An 18,119-nucleotide genomic window follows, 5' to 3' on the forward strand; every position below is an offset into this window, starting at 1 on the left:
AAGAAAGTGTCGGAGACACACGCTTCATTGTGCTAGAGGCCGATTTTGGGAAGAATTTATAGATGAATGGTATAAACGATACATTGGGAGATATCGCTTAGTGAGGTGCATCTTGATGACGCCAATAGTCTGGATGGGCTGAGGACTCATGCTTCTCTTTGTTTTCCAACCACATATAATATCTTAAGAAATTGCTTCATCTGATTCTAGGAGGAATCATATGCATGATCTTCTTGAGCGTGTTATTGCCGCGCATGGTGGCCTTAATTGCTGGAACTCTTTTAAGGAGATGACCGCAACCATCATCACCGGTGGAGGATTGTGGCAGATGAAGGGTCTTGAGCAGGATTCCAATCTCCGTGAGGAGACAATTATGCTTCACGAGGAAATTGCGTCTGTCAGCCCATTCGGTCAGCCGAATTGGCGTACTGCATTTACGCCCAATAGGATTGCGATAGAAACCATCACGGGGACCGTTGTCAGAGAACTCCTCAATCCAAGGACCTCTTTCACCAACCACATTATGAACACGCCTTGGGATCCGCTTCAGCGTGCATATTTTAACGGCTATGCGCTGTGGACCTACCTTACGACGCCATTTCTTCTGGCTATGCCTGGCTTCGAGATTATTGAAATCTCGCCCTGGCAAGAAGGTGGAGAACTTTGGCGTGGGTTGCATGCACGTTTTCCGGAAGCAATCGCCAGCCATAGCAAAGAACAGGACTTCTACTTTGGCGAGGATTTTCTCCTGCGCCGGCACGACTATCATGTTGATGTGGCAGGTGGCTTTCCAGCAGCACAATATGTCTATGACATAATTGAAGTTAGGGGGCTCCGCTTTCCAACCAGGCGTCGTGCATATATGCGTGGCCCAGGCCTGAAACCAATTCGCGATCTGCTAATGGTCTCGATTGATCTAATGGATTTCCGACTCACAACCTAAAGGAGCACCTGGTAGCCACGTCTTACGGACTCACTGTCTCAGTCGGTATGGAGGACTGTCAGGAGTCGTTCCTTGTTCTTTGAGATAGATATCAAACACTAGAACTTCCATAAAACGTTCAGGAAAATGTAAAGCAGTAAAGCCAACTTTTTGATAGAGAGCATGAGCATCTTTCGTCGAGAGCACCCAGCGCCGCAATCCCTGTAAGTCAGGATGCGCTTTTACCGTCTCCATCAGCCACGTTCCCAGCCCTTGACCCTGATAGGGGTCCAGAATAAATACATCGGCAACATACGCAAAGGTGGCGTAGTCTGTGATAATCTTTGCAAACCCCACCTGTTGATCTTGCAGATAGAGGCCAAAGGTCAGAGCATGCTCAAGAGAGCGCCTGACGGTTTCCAGAGGAATGCCTTGAGCCCAGTAGGAGGTGGTAAGGTAGCGATGAATGACCTGAAGATCGAGGCGATTTTTATCGGTGCTAATGACATACATTCCACGATGCCATTCCTGAATCACGGTGGTTCCCTCCAAAGATGTGGTGTTGGATCAAGATACCAGAGGTTCTTTGAAGTGGCAAGGGCCAATTGGGCAAGGGCAGAAAAGCCAAAGCATTAGGAATGGAGTCCGCATTTTGGCTCATTAGGCCATTTTCAATCATTGCTTGATCGTGGGTGATGTTAGTCAGCCCGTGGAACGGGAAGGCATATCGACATGGTTCAAACCCTAAGCTCGTTTCCAGAGTGTCAGGGCTTGCTGATAATGACCTCGGCTTTGAGCCAGAAGTGCTCCAGCACAATCTTCATGAGAAGATGCAGTGTCTGCTTATTTTAGTGCGACTCCGGCGAAAGACTCTTCTTCAGGAGTGTTTGAAACTGCTCATAAATCAACTCATCCAGTAAGGCGCATGTGTCGAGATAATGGGCGTAAAATGTTCCTCGATTGACATTGGCCCGGTTGGCGATATCCCGAATCGTCATCGCCAGAAAGCCCTTCTCCTTCATCACCTGCTTTGAGAGGAGGGCTGAAAGGGAAATAACAAATCAGGAAAATATTCTTCCTCTCATACTATTCATAGTAACCATCCTCTCCCAGCCAGTCAAAGTACACTGGCAGAGACAAATGCTTGTGTTTGTGGTGTCTCCTCCGAAAAGTGTTGAATCATTTAGCAAAATATGTTAAGATCTTAATATTAAGTACTTAGTATTAAGGGGTTAATATGGCGATAGACACTCATCCTAGCTATCTCTTAGGCAGGTTCATGTTGGAACTGGACCGTGCTGCTGATCGCCTATTGCAGGTGCAGGTGGGTATTACCTACAAGCGTGCCCTTTTTCTGTTTGTTCTGCAACACGCTGGTACAGTCACTCAACATGAGTTGGCTGTCGCCCTTGGCTATAGCGATCCAGCTGTGAGCATGATGCTGGTAGAACTTGCCAGAGACGGTTACATCCAGACGACAAGGAGTCCGGAGCATGGTCGCAAACGGCTCGTGACCATCACGCCGAAAGGTAACGAAGTGGTGACCCGTGGGCGACAACTGCTGGATGCGCACTTTGACCAGTTGCTAGCCCTTGCAGATGTGGATGCTCAGCAGTTGCGTGAGATTACCGAACGGTTATATCAAGCCCTGATGTTGAAATTAAAGGAGGAACAGATATGACAACGACTTCTATAGATGCTGCTACCTCCACTGCTCACATGGTGGTCTCCCAGGATGGAGCGAAGATCAGCTATCTTACACTTGGACATGGACCAGCGGTTATCGTGATTCCAGGCGCCCTCTCTCTGGCTGCTGACTATGCTGCCTTCGGGCGCGCGCTAGCTGAACAGTTTACTGTGCATATCATTGAACGGCGTGGGCGTGGGCAGAGCAGTCCGCAAGGCGCTGATTACAGCATCCAAAAAGAGTGTGAGGATGTGCTGGCTTTGCAGCGTCAGACTGGCGCTTCTGGTCTTGTGGGCCACAGTTTTGGAGGATTCGTCGCTCTAGAAGTTGCTCGCAACAATCCCTCGTTCACCAACGTCGCAGTCTACGAACCCGGCGTCTCGATTGAGGGGTCCATACCAGCCGGCTGGATGCCTCGCTTTAGTCAGAAGCTAGCTGAGCAAAAGAACCTCGATGCATTTGTTGAGTTTGTAAGAGGTATAAACCCTGAATCTTCAGGCAAACTCCCGCCCTGGCTCATGAAATTCATGCTGCTCCTATTCATGAGTTCCCATGAGCGCAAGCAGAAGCTGGATCTTCTTCATGAGTGTCTGCGCGAGCATCAGGAAGAAGTTCGGCTTGATGGTAGCTATGAAAACTATCGAGAAATAGAAGCCTCGGTACTGCTCATGTATGGGGGCAAATCCTATAACCCTCGGCTCCAACGGACGATGGAACGGTTGGCTGCAGTCATCCCGCGCACAGAAACACATACATTTCCCAAGCTTGACCACTTTGGCATCGACCAAGGGGCTCCACAAGAAGTCGCCAGGGTCGTTGGCGCCTCCTTTCTGAGGGAGCAGGCTACACCCCCTCTGAGATAATTGAGCGTGGCATTCGCGTTAATACCAATCACGATTGGCCCAAGCCTGTCCAGGCTTCTATGAGGTCAGCAAGACAAAGTGTGCCAGGTGTTCTCCGCGGCACAGGGGGCTGGATGCTCACAGGGAGGCTGTGAGCATCTTATCCCTTTAGAGCCTGAAGATTATGATATAGGGAGCGTTAGCAAGGTTGACCCGTCTGGAGCAAGCATACTGGCAGGGGAGCTACTTACCAGGCGATGCGTTGCCAAATGGAAGGGCCCATAGGTTGGGTTATAGGGCTCCATCGTGTACGTTCGCGCCTGGAAGGCAACCTTTTGTGGGCGCGTGACATGGTTGGTTGGGGAAAGCTGAAAAGAGACGATAAGTTGATCACCAGCTTGCGCATTACTCAACGTGCAACTGCTGTTCAATGAAGCAACAGTATCACTGATTTGGGCGTGCATCTCGTAGACATACCGTTTTCCAGAACCAGGTTCATATGGTTGTCGTACCGTCCAACGAGTGACCAGCGGAGATTCAGATCCATCTTGCCAGACCACCGAGGGCGCTGCCTGAAGTTGTGGAGCAAATACCGGACCACTCGACGTTTCCTCATTGGTAGAGGCTGACGGCAGAGCATACAACAGATAAGGTGAGCCTCCAAGGCGCGCAGATTCCCCCAATAGCTTCGCGGCGTTGAGAAGCGCCAATGCCTTTCCCGTTCGCGCGTATGGTGCCATAATAAGTATCGCGGGGCCATCTTCTTTACGTGGCATTAGCAAACAGGTATCAGCACGGTATACCGTCGTTGGATAGCGTGTGTGCTCTCCTAGGTAGTACATTGACAATTCTGTGGAGCGATCTGTCGCAATCAAGATGCGACGTGCGTGATACTGATCCGCAAGCGCTTCTGCTTTTTCCAGGACCGCAAGCGATGAATCGAGTGCTTCATAGTATGAGGCAGACTCCTGAGAACCATGGTCACGAAAATAACCCTGGGTCTTATCGCGTATGTTGGCAACACTTCCCATCAGTTGAGCCAGAACAAGAAAAGCTAAAACAACATATAAAGCCCGGAGTAGAGGTTTGGCGATCCTTTGCCAGCGGGCATTGTCCCAACTTCCTAGTGTTCCAGGTAATAGTCCTATTAAAATGAATGGGGCGGGAACGGTCATAAAAAGGTATTGTGGAAATATTGGCGCGGAATGGCGAGTAAGTATCAGCACCGGAAGTATTTGCCAAGCACACAGAATTGCCAATCCTGCCACTGCTGGACGTGGCATAAAGCTCTCCCAGGATTGCCAGAATCTCTGTCGAGTCTCCTCAGCTTTACGCCGATCTCGAATCTGCTGATACCAGCGCCACAATACTGTGCCACTCAATACAATAATAGTTACGAGCGCCAGTGCCAGAATTAGGTATTCAAATGGTTGCAGGTATGGGTAAAAGAGTTTGCCGAATGATTGTGGATATGAGGGACGTGAGCGTATGCTATATGGTCCAAGAAGCAGACCCTCAAAAAAGATGGCTTGCTTGTCAATGAGCGCTGCCCGAGATTGCATAACCATTAATGGAAGTTCATGGAAACCAGTCAAAAGTTGCCAGAGCAAATAGGGGAAGAAGACAATACCAACGCCAAGGCACGCATAGAACATGTCCCGCCACCGAATGGTTGTGGGTGCCAGCAGAACAGCCAGACAAAGCACGCTTCCTAGGATAATCGTAGTCGGGTGCATTTGATAAAGGATGCTTAACAGAAGACACGCAGGAAAGAACCAACCCTTACGCCGCTCAACGACTCCACGAAACAGAGCAAAGATGAAGAGCATGGTAAATAGGTACATCATGTTGGGTTGCCACAATGTACGCGAGTAATTTAACGGAAGGGGCGCGACCGCATAGAGGAAAGTGGCAAAAATTGCCGCCATACGACCATAATACTTATGCACAAATATGTAGGTAATCGCGACGGAAAGTGTTGCAAGGGAGCCAGTCAACAACGTTCCGGCAATGGGATTTGACGTAAAGAGAGTAGCTGGCATCAATAGATAAATGGACCCAGGGGCATTCGCAAAACCAATCGAGGCTTCATTGCTCGTTACTGGTAAGAGTCCCTGATGGACAGCATCATAGGCCATACGAAAGAGGGCTGCCTGATCAGTATTGAACTCACTACTTCCAAGATGATACAGGCGCAGCCATCCCGCAATCAACAATAATACATAGAATTCCCAGTTGCGTAATATGCTCCATAAATAGGAACGAAATAATTTGGTCTCATGGTCTTTAGTAGGCTTTGATCGAATAGTGTCTATTGAAAAGCTCACACGCATTAGCTCCATTTCTGGCTGATTCTACCCCATCATTATCATATAGATAGAATAAAGTAAATACAGGATACCAAGCCCAGAGAATGAAAAGCAACTAGTAACTGGATGTATAGGAGAACTTTCTGCTGTTTCGGCTACTGGTGCGAGGTAGTTGGCATTAGATAGTGGATGGAGTTCGATAAGCGGGATGGCTACATATTCTTGATAGGAAGGCGAAAGAATATGTTTGACACTCTCGAAGAGAGTGTGGGTAATGAGGCAAAAGCAATCTGTCTTTAGATCCTCAGTAGTAGCTGCTACTGGCGATAATCTACAGACAGATTGTACGCGGGAACGTGTCGTTGGCAAGGATTGTAATATTCCTGGAGTTTAGACTTGCTTTCTTTCGGGTTCTTCACTTTCCTGACCTGAGTTGGAAGGTGCTGGCGTTTCGATGGGCGTGGGGAGAGATGCTGGAGTGTGAACTGGTCGAGGTGTATCGATGTAAGCACCTTGTAGGCGATACTGCTCCAATTGTTCAGGCATAAGCCCTTTCACGTTGATAAAGTTAGCTCGTTTGAGAAGAGCTCCTTGCAAGTCCGCGCCTTGCAGGTTTGTACCTTTTAGGCGTGCTCCGCTCAGGTCGGCTTCAGAGAGTATGGCACCACTGAGATCAGCTTCCGTCAGGTTGGCACCTCGCAGATTGGCATTGTGCAGGTGGGCTTTGGTCAGGTCTGCACGCCAGAGGTTAGCACGTTCGAGATTGACCTGCTTCATATTCGCTCTCCGCAAGCGGGCCTTCTCCAGATTGGCGCCCGCGAGGTCTGCGCGCTTCAAATTCGTGCTTGCTAGGTCAACGAGCAATAATTCGACCTGAGAGAGATTGGCCGATGAAAGATCGACGCCCTCGAGATTGAGGCTGCGCATATCACGATTGATGACCTGGCGCGCGAGATCAGTATCACCGAGAAAACGCAGAACGCTGGCACGCCGGGAAGGATCGAGCATGCGTAGGACCGTCGTTGTACGAGCGTGGGCGATGGCGAGCGCCTTGGGATTGGTCTCTAACTGCTTCTCAAGCAGGAGTTCTGACATACGGTCGAAATAGGTTTGAAGCGCTGCCTCGCGCTGATTGTCGAGTGCGAGTTCGCGTTCTTGATCTTCGCGTTGCTGTTCTTCTTCGCGCTCAGCCTTGTTATGTAGATGGGTGTACAGCGACCCGGTCAATGCCACGGCGACTGGCACGATCAGGATGCTCAACCAGTCCCAGAAGTTCTTGCCAGAGACACCCATCCACCCCCAGGTGTAACGATAGCCCAGAACGACCAGGATCAACGTTACCAGCAGTGTTAGTGAAATACCAATACGGATCCATAAACTCTGTTGAGCAAAAAGGCTCTTGATTCTTTGCCACATATGTTCTTCCATGTGCTGTTGGGGTTTTGTCTGATGAATTCGTTCGTTGAAGAAAAATATTGTTTATTTAAGCTCATTTTTACACAAAGCACTTGTTTTGTCTAGAGCAAGTATGAGGAGTCTCGAAACCAGTTTCTGCGAGGGACTCGCTCTTTCTCCCTTTGAGCGAGAAGCCCATAAGTAGCAATTGAGGTGTGTGATGTGATAGGGTGATAGAAAATAAAAGACGTGGAAGGCCTATTGAGTAAGAGAAGAAGGGGAGCATGGACGCGATGTGAAGAGATATCGAATGTGCGAATGCCGATATACCTGCTGTATTCCAGATGTATTGAAATCTCACCAAATAGGTTCTTTGGGTACAGTATTCCAGATGTATTGAAATCTCACCAAATAGGTTCTTTGGGTACAGTTTGGCCTTTTACCAAACAGAACAGTTAATGAGAAAGGGGAACAAATTCTAATGGATGATTCATACGCGCAACAGCTAATACAGCAGCAAATACAAACAATACTGCAAATGAACTTGCCCTTCCCGCAACAGCTTGAGACAGCGCTGGCCTTCGTGAAAAATCGTGCTCCCGCAGATTTGGTAGAGCAAATATTGAGCACGATTGATCAGCTTCTCACATTGGGTATAGCAGAGCAAGCTCTCAAGGAGGGGGAACATGCCCCAGATTTTACCTTGCCCGATGCTCTGGGCAATGCAATGACGCTCTCGAACCTGCTTACGCGAGGGCCAGTGATACTTACTTTCTATCGAGGAGCGTGGTGTCCATACTGCAATTTGCAGTTGCATGCTTACCAACAGGTGCTTCCTCAAATTCAGGCATTGGGTGCCTCGCTGGTGGCGATTTCTCCACAGACCCCAGATCAGAGCCTTTCACTCGCAGAGAAGTATGGGTTGGCCTTTGCCGTCTTGAGCGATGTTGGTAATCAGGTGGCGCGAGCGTACAGATTGGTGTTTACGATTGATGAGGCTGTACGCACTGCACACAAACAAGTTGGCGCAGATTTGCCTACCTACAATGGCGATGAGTCTTGGGAATTGCCCATACCAGGGACCTTTCTGCTCGATCAGTCAGGAACCGTGCGCTTGGCCTTCGTCGATCCAAACTATACCCATCGACTTGATCCGTCCATTCTTCTCGAACGTCTGATATCCCTTACAGGTGAACGTACTCCTGTTGAGGGGCTATAATTTGTTTTCAAGAGTAGAGACAACAAAGGGCAACCATGGCCAACTTTCTGTTCATGTAAGAGCGACGCGTTCCACCCATTTTTGTAAGCACTTGCGGAATAGGAGTGCAATTGTCACAATTTGGTTGGCGCCATCTGTAATGTAGATGGCTTGGCATAATTCTTTGTGAGCAAAGAATTATGCCAAGCCGAGGGTTGTAAAGGTTGCTGGCTAGGAAAAAGGAGATCTCTCCCACCAGGAAGAATTACTCATACTATTCCCTTTGATGAGGTCCCTCCTCATCATCTGACTTATCTCCTGCCCACGTCCAACGAGGCACCTCGTACAACGGATAGAGATCTTCGTCGCGCTCGGCATGGGAATTTTGCATCGCCACATGTGAACCAAACTCTACATGTTCTTGGAATGCCTTGCGAAAAGGGTCATCATCTGGCATCCCTACTGTATCAAGAGCCATCATGTATAATTCAACGAATCGTTGCCGCTGGGTCTCGGTAATCTTGAGATGGCGATGTCTGGCGATTAAGGTATCCATCCCTCCTAATTCACGGGTAAAACGTTGTGGTCCGCCCAAGGACTCGGCGGTAAAGGCTGTCAAATGGTCAACGTGGTGTGGCTGACCAGATCCGAAAAGGGGCTGAAGCAAAGGATCCTTGAGTACACTGGCGTAGAAGACCTCTTCTAATCTGTACAGGGCATCAAGGCCACCAGCATGTTCGAAGAGTGTTGGCATCAGGCATCCTCCAAGGTCTCAATGGTATCTCCTGCAGAAACCATGCTTCAAGAAGGTTGTGCAGGAAGATAGGAAAACTTTTTCTTTATTTCACAGAGAAGAGAGCTTTTCGATGAAGGACACGGATACTGCCTGAAGATAAGATGAGCGTGATGTACCTTTGTGAACATAGGGAAACATGATTTCATAAGATCCATGTATGCCTCTGTTATTTTTTTCACCATTTTTAACTATGCAGCCGCTCCTATTTTCTATTTCTTAACACAGTATACTCTAAAAAGGCTAGAATATGCGAATTTGCCTATAGTGCTTGGGTATAATCAAATAGAGGCCCTTCTCCACTTTTATCCCCTTTCTAATTTTTTTGGAGTTGGGAGGTCATCGCATGTGGATCCCCAAGCTCGGATGGGCCAATCTGGCTGAGAATCTGCGCTTTGAGGGCAAGGATACAGGCGCACGTCTCACTCGTCAGGCAGATTGGTGGTTTGTGTCCCTGCACGTTGAGATCCCTGATCCCATCGCGGTACAGAAACCAGTTGCTGTAGGGATCGATGCGGGCTTGAACCGTCTGGTGACCTTGAGTACAGGAGAGCACGTCGAAAACCAAGCCTTCCTCAAAACCGCGCTCAAGAAGGTGCGTCAGGCCAACAAACGGCTGCACCGCCGGAAACTGGGATCGCGCGAATCGGGAGAAAGCGCGCTGGCAGGTCGCCCATCTGCACTATCGCATTAGTTGCCTACGCCAGGATGTCCTTCTGTGTTCTCAATTCTGACATATCCGTTGCGCGAGGCGGATCATGCTCTGTATCGGATATGCCTGGCTCATCAGTCAGCGCTTACCTTGGTGGCTTCGCGTAGCCGTTGCATGTCACGCATTGGGGGAACGCCGAAGAGGCTTTTGTATTCCCGATTGAAATGGGAGGCATCCTGGTAACCCACGCGATAGGCCGCACTTGCTGCATCAAGATCCTCCGAGAGCATCAGACGCCGTGCCTCTTGTAGTCGCAGCCGCTTCTGGAATTGCAGGGGACTCAGAGCGGTAACAGCTTTGAAGTGCTGGTGGAATCCCGAAACGCTCATACCGATCTCGCGCGCGAGTTGCTCGACGCGCAGTGGCCGGTCAAAGTCTTGACGAAGCCGCTCAACTGCCCTCGCAATGGGGGAAGAACCCTCCCCAAGCGTCGCCAGGTGGCGGAGCCGAACTCCTTGCTCTCCCATCAGGAGCCGATAGACAATTTCCCGGGTGATCAGAGGCAGGAGAACCGATGCTTCGCTTGGGGAGCCCAGAAGCCTCGTAAGCCGAACGGTCGCTTCCAGTAGGTTGGAATCCAACAAACTGACATCGATGGCCCTCACTCCCACAGGCTTTCTCGAAGGGGCGTAGCCTGCTTCAAGCATGACCGAACTGACAAGGCCAGGATCAAGGGAGAGGCGGAGACTGAGGAACGGTCGCTCTTTCGAGGCTTCGAGGACCTGACCAATATTGGGCAGATCGACCGTCGACAGAAGATAGTGGAAGGGATCGTATCGATAGCGGCTCTCGCCCAGGAGGAACTCCTTACTCCCCTGCGCAACCACACACACTGACGGATCGACCACGCTGTACACGCGCTCCAGAGGTACAGAGTGACGGTACAGGTGTAGCCCGTGAAGCGGTTGGACGGACCCATCGAAGTTGATAGCTTGCCCGATTCGTTCCACCAGTTCCTCGCGATAGGTTTGCAGTAGTGTCGCCTTGCGCTCTCCCTGCCGGTCCGCCATCACAGTCATAGCAACCTCTTTCCTGGTTTCTGCCTTACCTGTCTAAAAATTTGTAGAATCAGACAATCATTTTCGAGAATTATTCTACCACTCTGGGTTCCAGGCTGTCTATAATAAGCATCAGTGAAAGGACGAGCCTCTCTCTCCGGGGCTCATAAACTGGACTTTTCTTCAAGAAGAGATAAAGGCACTCTGATGTAGTGTTTGATCTAGACTTTATCGACTCTCATGTCACAGATAACTGCAAGGGGTGGGAGTGTGAAGCTTATGAATAAAAAAGATGCAAGATGGAGGAATTGAGAAAATGGATATCAAACGAAGTGGCTCACAACCTTCCGGCAGAGGGCAGGCCGAGTATTTTACCGGCACAGTCCGCATTGATCCCCTCTTCACAGCCCCTGAACCGGCCCGTGTGGCTGGTGCCAGTGTCACCTTCGAGCCTGGCGCTCGGACAGCCTGGCATACTCACCCTCTGGGCCAGACCTTGATCGTGACTGCTGGCCATGGCCGCGCACAACGCTGGGGCGGTCCGATCGAAGAAATTCGACCGGGCGACGTGATCTGGTTTGAGCCGGGGGAGAAACACTGGCACGGAGCCGCGCCAACCACTGCTATGACGCATATCGCCATTCAGGAACGGCTTGATGGCAAGACTGTCGACTGGATGGAACACGTCCGCGACGAGCAGTACCAGGGCTAAGCGTGTAAGAAAAGAAGATCGCGGCTATCCTGGATGCGAAGATGGCTAGCTATCGTGCATAAAACAGGATAGCCAGATGTCAGAAGGAGCTTATATGAAGTTCGCAGCAATGTTATTAAGCATTGACGAGAAGGAGATAGAGGAAGTATGAAAGCAGCAATTTTTAAAGAAGCAGGCAAAATAGAAGTTGGTGAGCTGCCAAATCCGATCATTAAAGAACAGACTGACGCTATCGTACGTGTCGTACTGGCTTGCGTGTGTGGCTCTGACCTCTGGTATTACCGAGGTATATCACCGCATCCAGTGGGGTCAATCGGTCACGAGTTTATCGGTGTGGTGGAGGAAGTTGGCATAGAGGTTCAAACCATTAAAAAAGGTGATTTTGTTATTGCACCGTTTGCCTTTAGCGACGGCACCTGTCCGAACTGTAAGGCCGATTTCCAAACAGCCTGCGTACATGGCGGCTTCTTTGGTGCGGGTAACGAAGGCGATGGCGGGCAGGCAGAGTTTACGCGTGTACCGCTGGCTGACGGCACACTTGTGGTTGTTCCAGGCTCCAATTTTTCTGATGAAACGTTGGCTTCACTCCTGACACTTTCAGATGTTATGGGAACTGGCTATCATGCGGCAGTCTCGGCTGGCGTGAAACAGGGTGACACTGTTGCTGTTGTTGGTGATGGTGCAGTTGGCTTGTCTGCTGTTCTATCTGCTAAATTGCTTGGAGCTGAACGGATTATCGCACTGAGCCGTCATCCTGAACGTCAGGCACTTGCGCGTGAATTCGGTGCCACAGATGTGCTTGCCTCGCGTGGCAATGATGCGATCAAAACGATTATGGATCTGACTGATGGCATCGGTGTTGACGCGGTGCTTGAGTGCGTCGGAACAAATGAAGCGAACCAGACGGCCTTTGCAATTGCGCGCGCCGGTGCCATTGTTGGTCGCGTCGGTGTCCCGCACGATGTAGAGGTTCCGGCAACAGGTACGTTCTATCGCAATGTTGGTATGCGCGGCGGTCCAGCTCCGGCACGCGCTTATATCCCTGCTCTGCTTGATGATGTGCTGGAGGGCCGTATCAATCCCGGACGTGTCTTCGACTTTACAACCGATCTCGACCACATTCAGGAAGCGTACGCGGCAATGGACGAACGCCGTGCAATCAAGTCGCTGATAAAAGTAGGGACGATGTAGCAAACGTGAAAGAAGAGAAGCTGAAGTTATCGACGAAGGAGGTCTACAATGACGAACTGGACACGCAATGATCTCGAGCGAATTGGAGCGGCAGAGGAATTGCAACTCGCAACTGTCAAGCAGGATGGCACGTTACGCAAGCCTGTCACTATCTGGGTCGTTCGTGCCGGTGATGATCTCTACGTGCGTGCATACCGTGGCCGTGAAACGGCCTGGTTCCAGCAGATCCAACGAAGGCCTGAAGGACGCATTGAGGCTGGCGGAGTGAGGAAGGACGTGACATTGGTGGACGCAAGCTCCGATGAGGCGTTGGGTAACGAGATAGATGCTGCCTATCAATCGAAGTACCACAGATACAGTGCAACGTATGTTCGCCCGATGGTCGCCCCTCAAGCGCGTGCGACCTTGCTGAAGCTGGTGCCATCTGCGTAAAGAAGCGGGAAGAGAGGAAGATTGCTTGGAATATACGAAGTTAGGAAACACTGGAATGGATGTGTCTCGCATTTGCCTCGGTTGTATGGGGTTTGGGGACACGGAACGGTGGGTACACAAATGGGTGCTTGACGAAGAAAACAGTCGGCCCATCATCAAGAAAGCCCTTGAGTTGGGGATCAATTTCTTCGATACTGCCAACGTCTATTCCATTGGGAAAAGTGAGGAGATCCTTGGGCGGGCATTGAAGAATTTCGCGAATCGGGACGAGGTAGTCATCGCGACTAAAGTACATGGCAAGATGCATGATGGACCCAATGGTGCTGGGCTATCGCGCAAAGCGATTCTGAGCGAGATCGACCACAGTTTGCAACGGTTGGGAACAGATTATGTGGATCTCTACCAGATCCATCGCTGGGATTACCAGACTCCCATCGAGGAGACGATGGAGGCGCTACACGACGTGGTGAAAGTTGGAAAGGCTCGCTACATCGGCGCCTCCGCCATGTTCGCGTGGCAGTTCCAGAAGGCGCTGCACGTTGCCGAGAAGCATGGATGGACCCGCTTTGTCACAATGCAGGATCACCTGAACCTCATCTATCGCGAAGAGGAGCGTGAGATGCTACCGCTTTGCCGTGAGGAAAGGATTGGCGTGATCCCGTATAGCCCACTCGCATCTGGAAGATTAACGCGTGACCGTTCTTCGGAAAACACGCTTCGCGTCGAAACAGATCAGATCGCAAAGAGCAAGTACGATGCGACCGCCGAGACCGATCAACGGGTCGTGAAACGGGTTGCGGAAATCGCGGAAAAACATGGCGTGCCGCGCGTTCAAATCGCGCTGGCCTGGCTGTTACAGAAGCAACCGGTGACTGCTCCTATCGTCGGAGCAACGAAAATCACGCATTTGGAAGATGCCGTCGGAGCGCTGGACATCCACCTGACCCGGGAAGAGGTCGCATACCTGGAAGAGCCGTATGTGCCGCATCCTATCGTCGGCCATCAATAAACTGGAAGTGAGGAAGCATTGACCCGCATTCAGTGAAAGAGAAGTACATGATCACGACCTCATCTCAACAGAGAATTCAACAACCAAGAGCACAAACCATGATGCCACTGCTGGCTCTCTGTCTTGGCTACTTTATGACGATTCTCGATGTGACCATCGTCAATGTAGCATTGGTTGATATCAAAGAGCACCTGAGCACGAATGTGACCGGGCTGCAATGGATTGTGGAGGGCTATGCCCTCGTCTTCGCCAGTTTGCTGCTGACTGGCGGAGCGCTTGGCGACCGAAGAGGAAGTAGAACGATTTTTTTGGTTGGTTTTGCCCTCTTCACACTGGCGTCAACGCTGTGTAGCCTGGCACCAACGTTGCTCGTCTTGCAGATTGCCCGTGCCATCCAGGGGCTTGGGGCAGCCCTGCTTGTCCCCAATTCGCTCGCCCTCTTAAATACCATCTATACTGAGGCACACAAACGGGCGCAAGCCATTGGTATCTGGGCCGCTGTGGCCAGCATCGGAGCACTTTCAGGTCCTCTGCTTGGAGGTTTTTTGGTCAATGCGTTTGGGTGGCGTAGCATCTTCCTGATCAACCTGCCTATCGGCATTCTCGGCTTTCTGCTCACCTTTCGTTCTATTACTCCTTCGTCGCCGCAAGCAGGACGCAACCTGGACCTTCCTGGGCAAGTGACAAGTATTCTCGCATTGGGACTGTTGACATTTGCCTTGATTGAAGGAAACAGCTTGGGAAACAGATCTCCGCTTATTCTTGCAGCATATACTGGAAGTGCCCTCTTTTTCCTCATATTCCTTTGGAGAGAAAAGACCACCAGCCATCCGATGCTTCCCTTGAACCTGTTTCAAGAAAGAACGTTCTCTGCGACCAATATGGTCGCCCTGTGCCAGACCTTTACGTTTACAGGCTTCATTTTTGTCATCAGCCTGTTCTTGCAAGAGGTGCAACACTATACGCCATCGCTCACAGGATTGGCATTGCTTCCTTCCTTTGGCAGTGCCTTGCTCGCAACCTCTCTCTCTGGCATGCTTATGGCTCGCATCGGGACCAAACGTGTGATGGTCATTGGGCTGCTCCTCAGCACTTTGGCCTGTTTTGGGTTTTTGCTGGTTGAGATACACACCAACTACCTGTTGCTGGCGTGTATCACTGCCGTCTTGGGATTCGGGCTTGCCCTGATCTTACCGGCCATGACTGAGGCGGTGATGTCGCATGCTCCAAAAGCCCAATCAGGCATCGCATCGGGCATGCTCAATGTGAGCCGGCAGGTGGGTGGGGTTATCGGAGTCGCGATTCTTGGAACGCTTGTGGGGAATCAGCAGATGTTCCTCTCAGGCATGCATCTCGCCTTTGTCGTCGCCGGAGGGGTTCTCTTCCTTGGATTGGTCTGTGCATGGGTCTTCGTCAGAAGGTGATAGGAGACACCCCAATTGTGAACCCATTGTGAAACGCAGGAGGACCGTATGACAAATGAAAGGAGTATCGAAGAGATACGTACAGAAAGAGATTATAAGGCCACGAATGGTTTAGATAAGAGGGGTAAATGAACTATTTTGAGGTTTTTAGGATATGGGATCCCGCTGCATTGCTCCTGATAACAGCGAATGTAGCGGAATCCCCACAATGAGCATCATCACGAGAAAAGCACCAATGAACAGGATGCGTTGGGTCATTGCGTTCATCCTTTCTTTTTGACACACAAAATTGATCACCCATCATACATAGACCTTCCGCCTTGTAACAGGAGAACCATCGTGCTTGCGCAACAACTGGTCGAGTGCTTGCGGGAGTGTAGGATACACAAACTGGAAGGTCGCCTCCATCAGACGTTCAGGCACAAGATGCTGGCTGTCCAGCATCACCGTCGCGAGTTCTCCTAACGCCGCTCGGAGCACGAACGCGGGAAGGGGAAACAGGGAAGGTCGTCGCAAAATGTCCTGGAGCGCGCGCAGAAACGTTCGATTGGTCGCCCCTTCCGGCGCACAGAGATTGAACGGGCCGGAGAGTTGGCGCTGTTCTATCAGAAACTGGATGGCACGGGCCACGTCCACGCGATGAATCCAAGGCAGCCACTGGTGCCCGTTGCCCACTTGACTCCCCAGCACGCGAGCAAACTGCACCAACGGGGGAAAGGCGCCAGCATGGAGGTCGAGGACCAGCCCGGTACGGATGATACAGCATCTGGTTGGAGCAGAAGCGGTCGATGCTTCCCACTCCTGGCAGACCCGCGCGCGAAAGCCCTGCCCAGGCAAGCTCGTCTCGGTCAACAGTTCCTGTCCGCGATCACCATAGTATCCCGAAGCTGAGGCTTGGATCAGCACCGCTGGTGCCCCATAGCGCTCCATTGCTTGGATCACCGCCTGTCCGGCGCTCAGACGGCTCTCCAGAATGCGCGCTCGATACGTGCGCGTCCAGCGCCAGTGAGCCGGAGTCGCGCCCGCCAGATTGACGATGGCGCACTCATTGGTTAGCAATTCTCCCCATCCTTGTGCAGAGGTGGCATCCCAGCTAATCGTCTGGATCTGTGGCAAGCCTTGTTGGGAAAACATCTCTGCTGCCTGCTTTGGATATCTGCTCAAGATGATGATCTCATATCCTTGAGAGATAAGGAGATGGGTGAGCGTCCGTCCAATCAGTCCGGTACCACCAGTAATCAGCACGCGCATTCCTCACCTCCGCTGCTCCTCTGCTTTGTTCTGAGACGCCAGCCAAGTAACCCACCACAGCCAAAGAGTAGTGCGTTCTCCAGCCCATGAATTGCAATCATCTGAGCTATGGTGAAGGTCCACGCTCCGGTTGCAACGCCAAGGGCATACGCTCCGGCAACCAGCATGGTGAAAAAGACGGTCAGATACGACAACGCCATAAACATCTGCGCGAACCGGGAAACGGTTGTGGGCACAACGAAACGCAGACCCAAGAGTGCGAGCAGAAGCAGGCTGAGAGCCAGTAGATCGGCTGGTGTCGTGTCGAGATCGGGCAGGCCGGTGATCTGGGCAGCAGTTAGCCCGGCAGCGACCAGCAGCGGATTAATCAGAACGCCGAAGGCCGCAGTGCGATAAGCCATCCAATAGACCCCACGACATGTCACCAGATTGTTGTGAAGAGCCTGCCCAGTCAGTCCTGTGATGACCAGCGCGGTCAGGGGAATCACGTGAAAATGAACGGCTGTAAGCAGGTCAGTGTGCACACCAAAGCCCAGCGGCTGAAGACCCCAACACGCCAGCATCATCCATGCCCCGCCTGCTGGTAGGTAAAGCAGGGCTCCTGCCAGGCAGAGTTCGGCAAGCGAGGGGCAGTGCTTCTTTCTGAGCATCTGGCAGAACTGAACCAGACTAAGCAGCGCGAGCAGCCCGGTAAACCCACCCCAGACAGAAGCAAATGTTGCAGCTAACGGTCCCGTAGGAAGAAAGAAGGCGGCGCCACCGAGAATGGCCGCCAAGGGCTGGAGAAACACGACCAGTGCAGTCCATTTCGAGAACAAAGGGCCTGCCTGCTGGGAGAAAACAAAAGGGAGAGCTAACGGAGTGATCACAAACAGCGCCAGCAAGAGCACAATCTCCAGATCATTCAGTTGGGTCCAACTGAGCAGACGAGCACATACGATGCCTCCCCAGATGCCTCCCCCAAAGCCAGGGCTGATCCAGCTCCACCTGACCCGTTTGTTTCTGTGCAAAGACATATGAAGCTCCATATCTTAATGATCACCAGACACCTCGCAGGCACGCGAATTGGGCACTACAATACTGATGATCAGCCAGGTTTACAGAAAAGTGAACGTTGTTCACTTGTTAATATCCTAGCAGATGCGTTATGCTGTAGTCAAGGGTTGGATACCGACTTCCAATCAAGCGGGTTGGTGTCCAGGGGGCTCATGTGGATGTCGGCGAGCAAAATCGTCTTGAGGAGA

At 51.2% G+C, this 18,119-nt stretch carries 17 protein-coding genes and 1 pseudogene; 10 read left to right on the forward strand and 8 right to left on the reverse strand.

Annotated elements, in window-relative coordinates; genetic code table 11:
- The first annotated feature begins 220 nt into the window (after window positions 1–220).
- The gene (locus K3T82_RS25390; RefSeq protein WP_220196345.1) at window positions 221–943 is read left to right on the forward strand and encodes a hypothetical protein; all 723 of its coding nucleotides are present in this window, start codon (window positions 221–223) and stop codon (window positions 941–943) included.
- 30 nt (window positions 944–973) lie between these two features.
- Here the strand turns inward: K3T82_RS25390 and K3T82_RS25395 are convergent, their stop codons facing one another.
- Both K3T82_RS25395 and K3T82_RS25400 read right to left on the reverse strand, forming a co-directional pair.
- Window positions 974–1,459, reverse strand: coding sequence for a GNAT family N-acetyltransferase (locus K3T82_RS25395; protein ID WP_220196346.1), 486 nt, complete (start codon window positions 1,457–1,459; stop codon window positions 974–976).
- A gap of 311 nt (window positions 1,460–1,770) precedes the next feature.
- A complete protein-coding gene (locus tag K3T82_RS25400) occupies window positions 1,771–1,944 on the reverse strand; it encodes a TetR/AcrR family transcriptional regulator (protein ID WP_220196347.1) in 174 nt (57 codons plus the stop codon).
- Window positions 1,945–2,159: 215 nt separating this feature from the next.
- On the opposite strand from K3T82_RS25400, the gene K3T82_RS25405 reads away from it, so the two are divergent.
- Window positions 2,160–2,603, forward strand: a complete 444-nt coding sequence (locus K3T82_RS25405) for a MarR family winged helix-turn-helix transcriptional regulator (RefSeq protein ID WP_220196348.1) — start codon at window positions 2,160–2,162, stop codon at window positions 2,601–2,603.
- Entirely contained in the window at window positions 2,600–3,472 is an 873-nt protein-coding gene (locus K3T82_RS25410) for an alpha/beta fold hydrolase (RefSeq protein WP_236031514.1), read from the forward strand. Before K3T82_RS25405 ends, K3T82_RS25410 begins: the two co-directional genes overlap by 4 nt.
- A 161-nt stretch (window positions 3,473–3,633) precedes the next feature.
- Here K3T82_RS25410 and K3T82_RS25415 read toward each other — a convergent pair whose 3' ends face one another.
- Window positions 3,634–5,778, reverse strand: coding sequence for a glycosyltransferase family 39 protein (locus K3T82_RS25415; protein ID WP_220196349.1), 2,145 nt, complete (start codon window positions 5,776–5,778; stop codon window positions 3,634–3,636).
- Between the two features lie 372 nt (window positions 5,779–6,150).
- Entirely contained in the window at window positions 6,151–7,176 is a 1,026-nt protein-coding gene (locus K3T82_RS25420) for a pentapeptide repeat-containing protein (RefSeq protein WP_220196350.1), read from the reverse strand.
- 460 nt (window positions 7,177–7,636) lie between these two features.
- On the opposite strand from K3T82_RS25420, the gene K3T82_RS25425 reads away from it, so the two are divergent.
- Complete coding sequence (locus K3T82_RS25425) at window positions 7,637–8,374, forward strand: peroxiredoxin-like family protein (protein ID WP_236031517.1); 738 nt, start codon at window positions 7,637–7,639, stop codon at window positions 8,372–8,374.
- 253 nt (window positions 8,375–8,627) lie between these two features.
- Here the strand turns inward: K3T82_RS25425 and K3T82_RS25430 are convergent, their stop codons facing one another.
- Window positions 8,628–9,107 carry a group II truncated hemoglobin gene (locus tag K3T82_RS25430; protein WP_220196351.1) on the reverse strand — a complete coding sequence of 160 codons (480 nt, stop codon included), beginning with the start codon at window positions 9,105–9,107 and terminating at the stop codon, window positions 8,628–8,630.
- A gap of 367 nt (window positions 9,108–9,474) precedes the next feature.
- Between K3T82_RS25430 and K3T82_RS25435 the strand changes: the two are divergent.
- Window positions 9,475–9,862: pseudogene (locus K3T82_RS25435) on the forward strand (transposase); the annotation flags it as partial.
- A gap of 70 nt (window positions 9,863–9,932) precedes the next feature.
- Here the strand turns inward: K3T82_RS25435 and K3T82_RS25440 are convergent.
- Window positions 9,933–10,877: an AraC family transcriptional regulator gene (locus K3T82_RS25440; RefSeq protein ID WP_220196352.1), complete on the reverse strand. Its 945-nt coding sequence runs from the start codon at window positions 10,875–10,877 to the stop codon at window positions 9,933–9,935.
- Between the two features lie 295 nt (window positions 10,878–11,172).
- Here K3T82_RS25440 and K3T82_RS25445 point away from each other — a divergent pair, with 295 nt between their 5' ends.
- The 5 genes from K3T82_RS25445 to K3T82_RS25465 all read left to right on the forward strand — a co-directional run bounded on the left by K3T82_RS25445 (window position 11,173) and on the right by K3T82_RS25465 (window position 15,624).
- Window positions 11,173–11,568 (forward strand): (R)-mandelonitrile lyase, encoded by a 396-nt coding sequence (locus K3T82_RS25445; RefSeq protein WP_220196353.1) that lies wholly within the window; start codon window positions 11,173–11,175, stop codon window positions 11,566–11,568.
- Between the two features lie 147 nt (window positions 11,569–11,715).
- Complete coding sequence (locus tag K3T82_RS25450; RefSeq protein ID WP_220196354.1) at window positions 11,716–12,759, forward strand: zinc-dependent alcohol dehydrogenase family protein; 1,044 nt, start codon at window positions 11,716–11,718, stop codon at window positions 12,757–12,759.
- A gap of 48 nt (window positions 12,760–12,807) precedes the next feature.
- The gene (locus tag K3T82_RS25455; RefSeq protein ID WP_220196355.1) at window positions 12,808–13,191 is read left to right on the forward strand and encodes a DUF2255 family protein; all 384 of its coding nucleotides are present in this window, start codon (window positions 12,808–12,810) and stop codon (window positions 13,189–13,191) included.
- Window positions 13,192–13,216: 25 nt separating this feature from the next.
- The gene (locus tag K3T82_RS25460; RefSeq protein WP_220196356.1) at window positions 13,217–14,200 is read left to right on the forward strand and encodes an aldo/keto reductase; all 984 of its coding nucleotides are present in this window, start codon (window positions 13,217–13,219) and stop codon (window positions 14,198–14,200) included.
- A gap of 47 nt (window positions 14,201–14,247) precedes the next feature.
- A complete protein-coding gene (locus K3T82_RS25465) occupies window positions 14,248–15,624 on the forward strand; it encodes an MFS transporter (RefSeq protein ID WP_220196357.1) in 1,377 nt (458 codons plus the stop codon).
- A 300-nt stretch (window positions 15,625–15,924) separates the two neighbouring features.
- Here the strand turns inward: K3T82_RS25465 and K3T82_RS25470 are convergent, their stop codons facing one another.
- Both K3T82_RS25470 and K3T82_RS25475 read right to left on the reverse strand, forming a co-directional pair.
- Complete coding sequence (locus tag K3T82_RS25470) at window positions 15,925–16,875, reverse strand: TIGR01777 family oxidoreductase (protein WP_220196358.1); 951 nt, start codon at window positions 16,873–16,875, stop codon at window positions 15,925–15,927.
- On the reverse strand, window positions 16,863–17,891 hold the full coding sequence (locus K3T82_RS25475) for a YndJ family transporter (RefSeq protein WP_220196359.1): 1,029 nt from the start codon (window positions 17,889–17,891) through the stop codon (window positions 16,863–16,865). Before K3T82_RS25475 ends, K3T82_RS25470 begins: the two co-directional genes overlap by 13 nt.
- Between the last annotated feature and the right edge of the window lie 228 nt (window positions 17,892–18,119).

Origin of the sequence: Ktedonospora formicarum, from assembly GCF_016587355.1 — a bacterium.
GTDB lineage: Bacteria > Chloroflexota > Ktedonobacteria > Ktedonobacterales > Ktedonobacteraceae > Ktedonobacter > Ktedonobacter formicarum.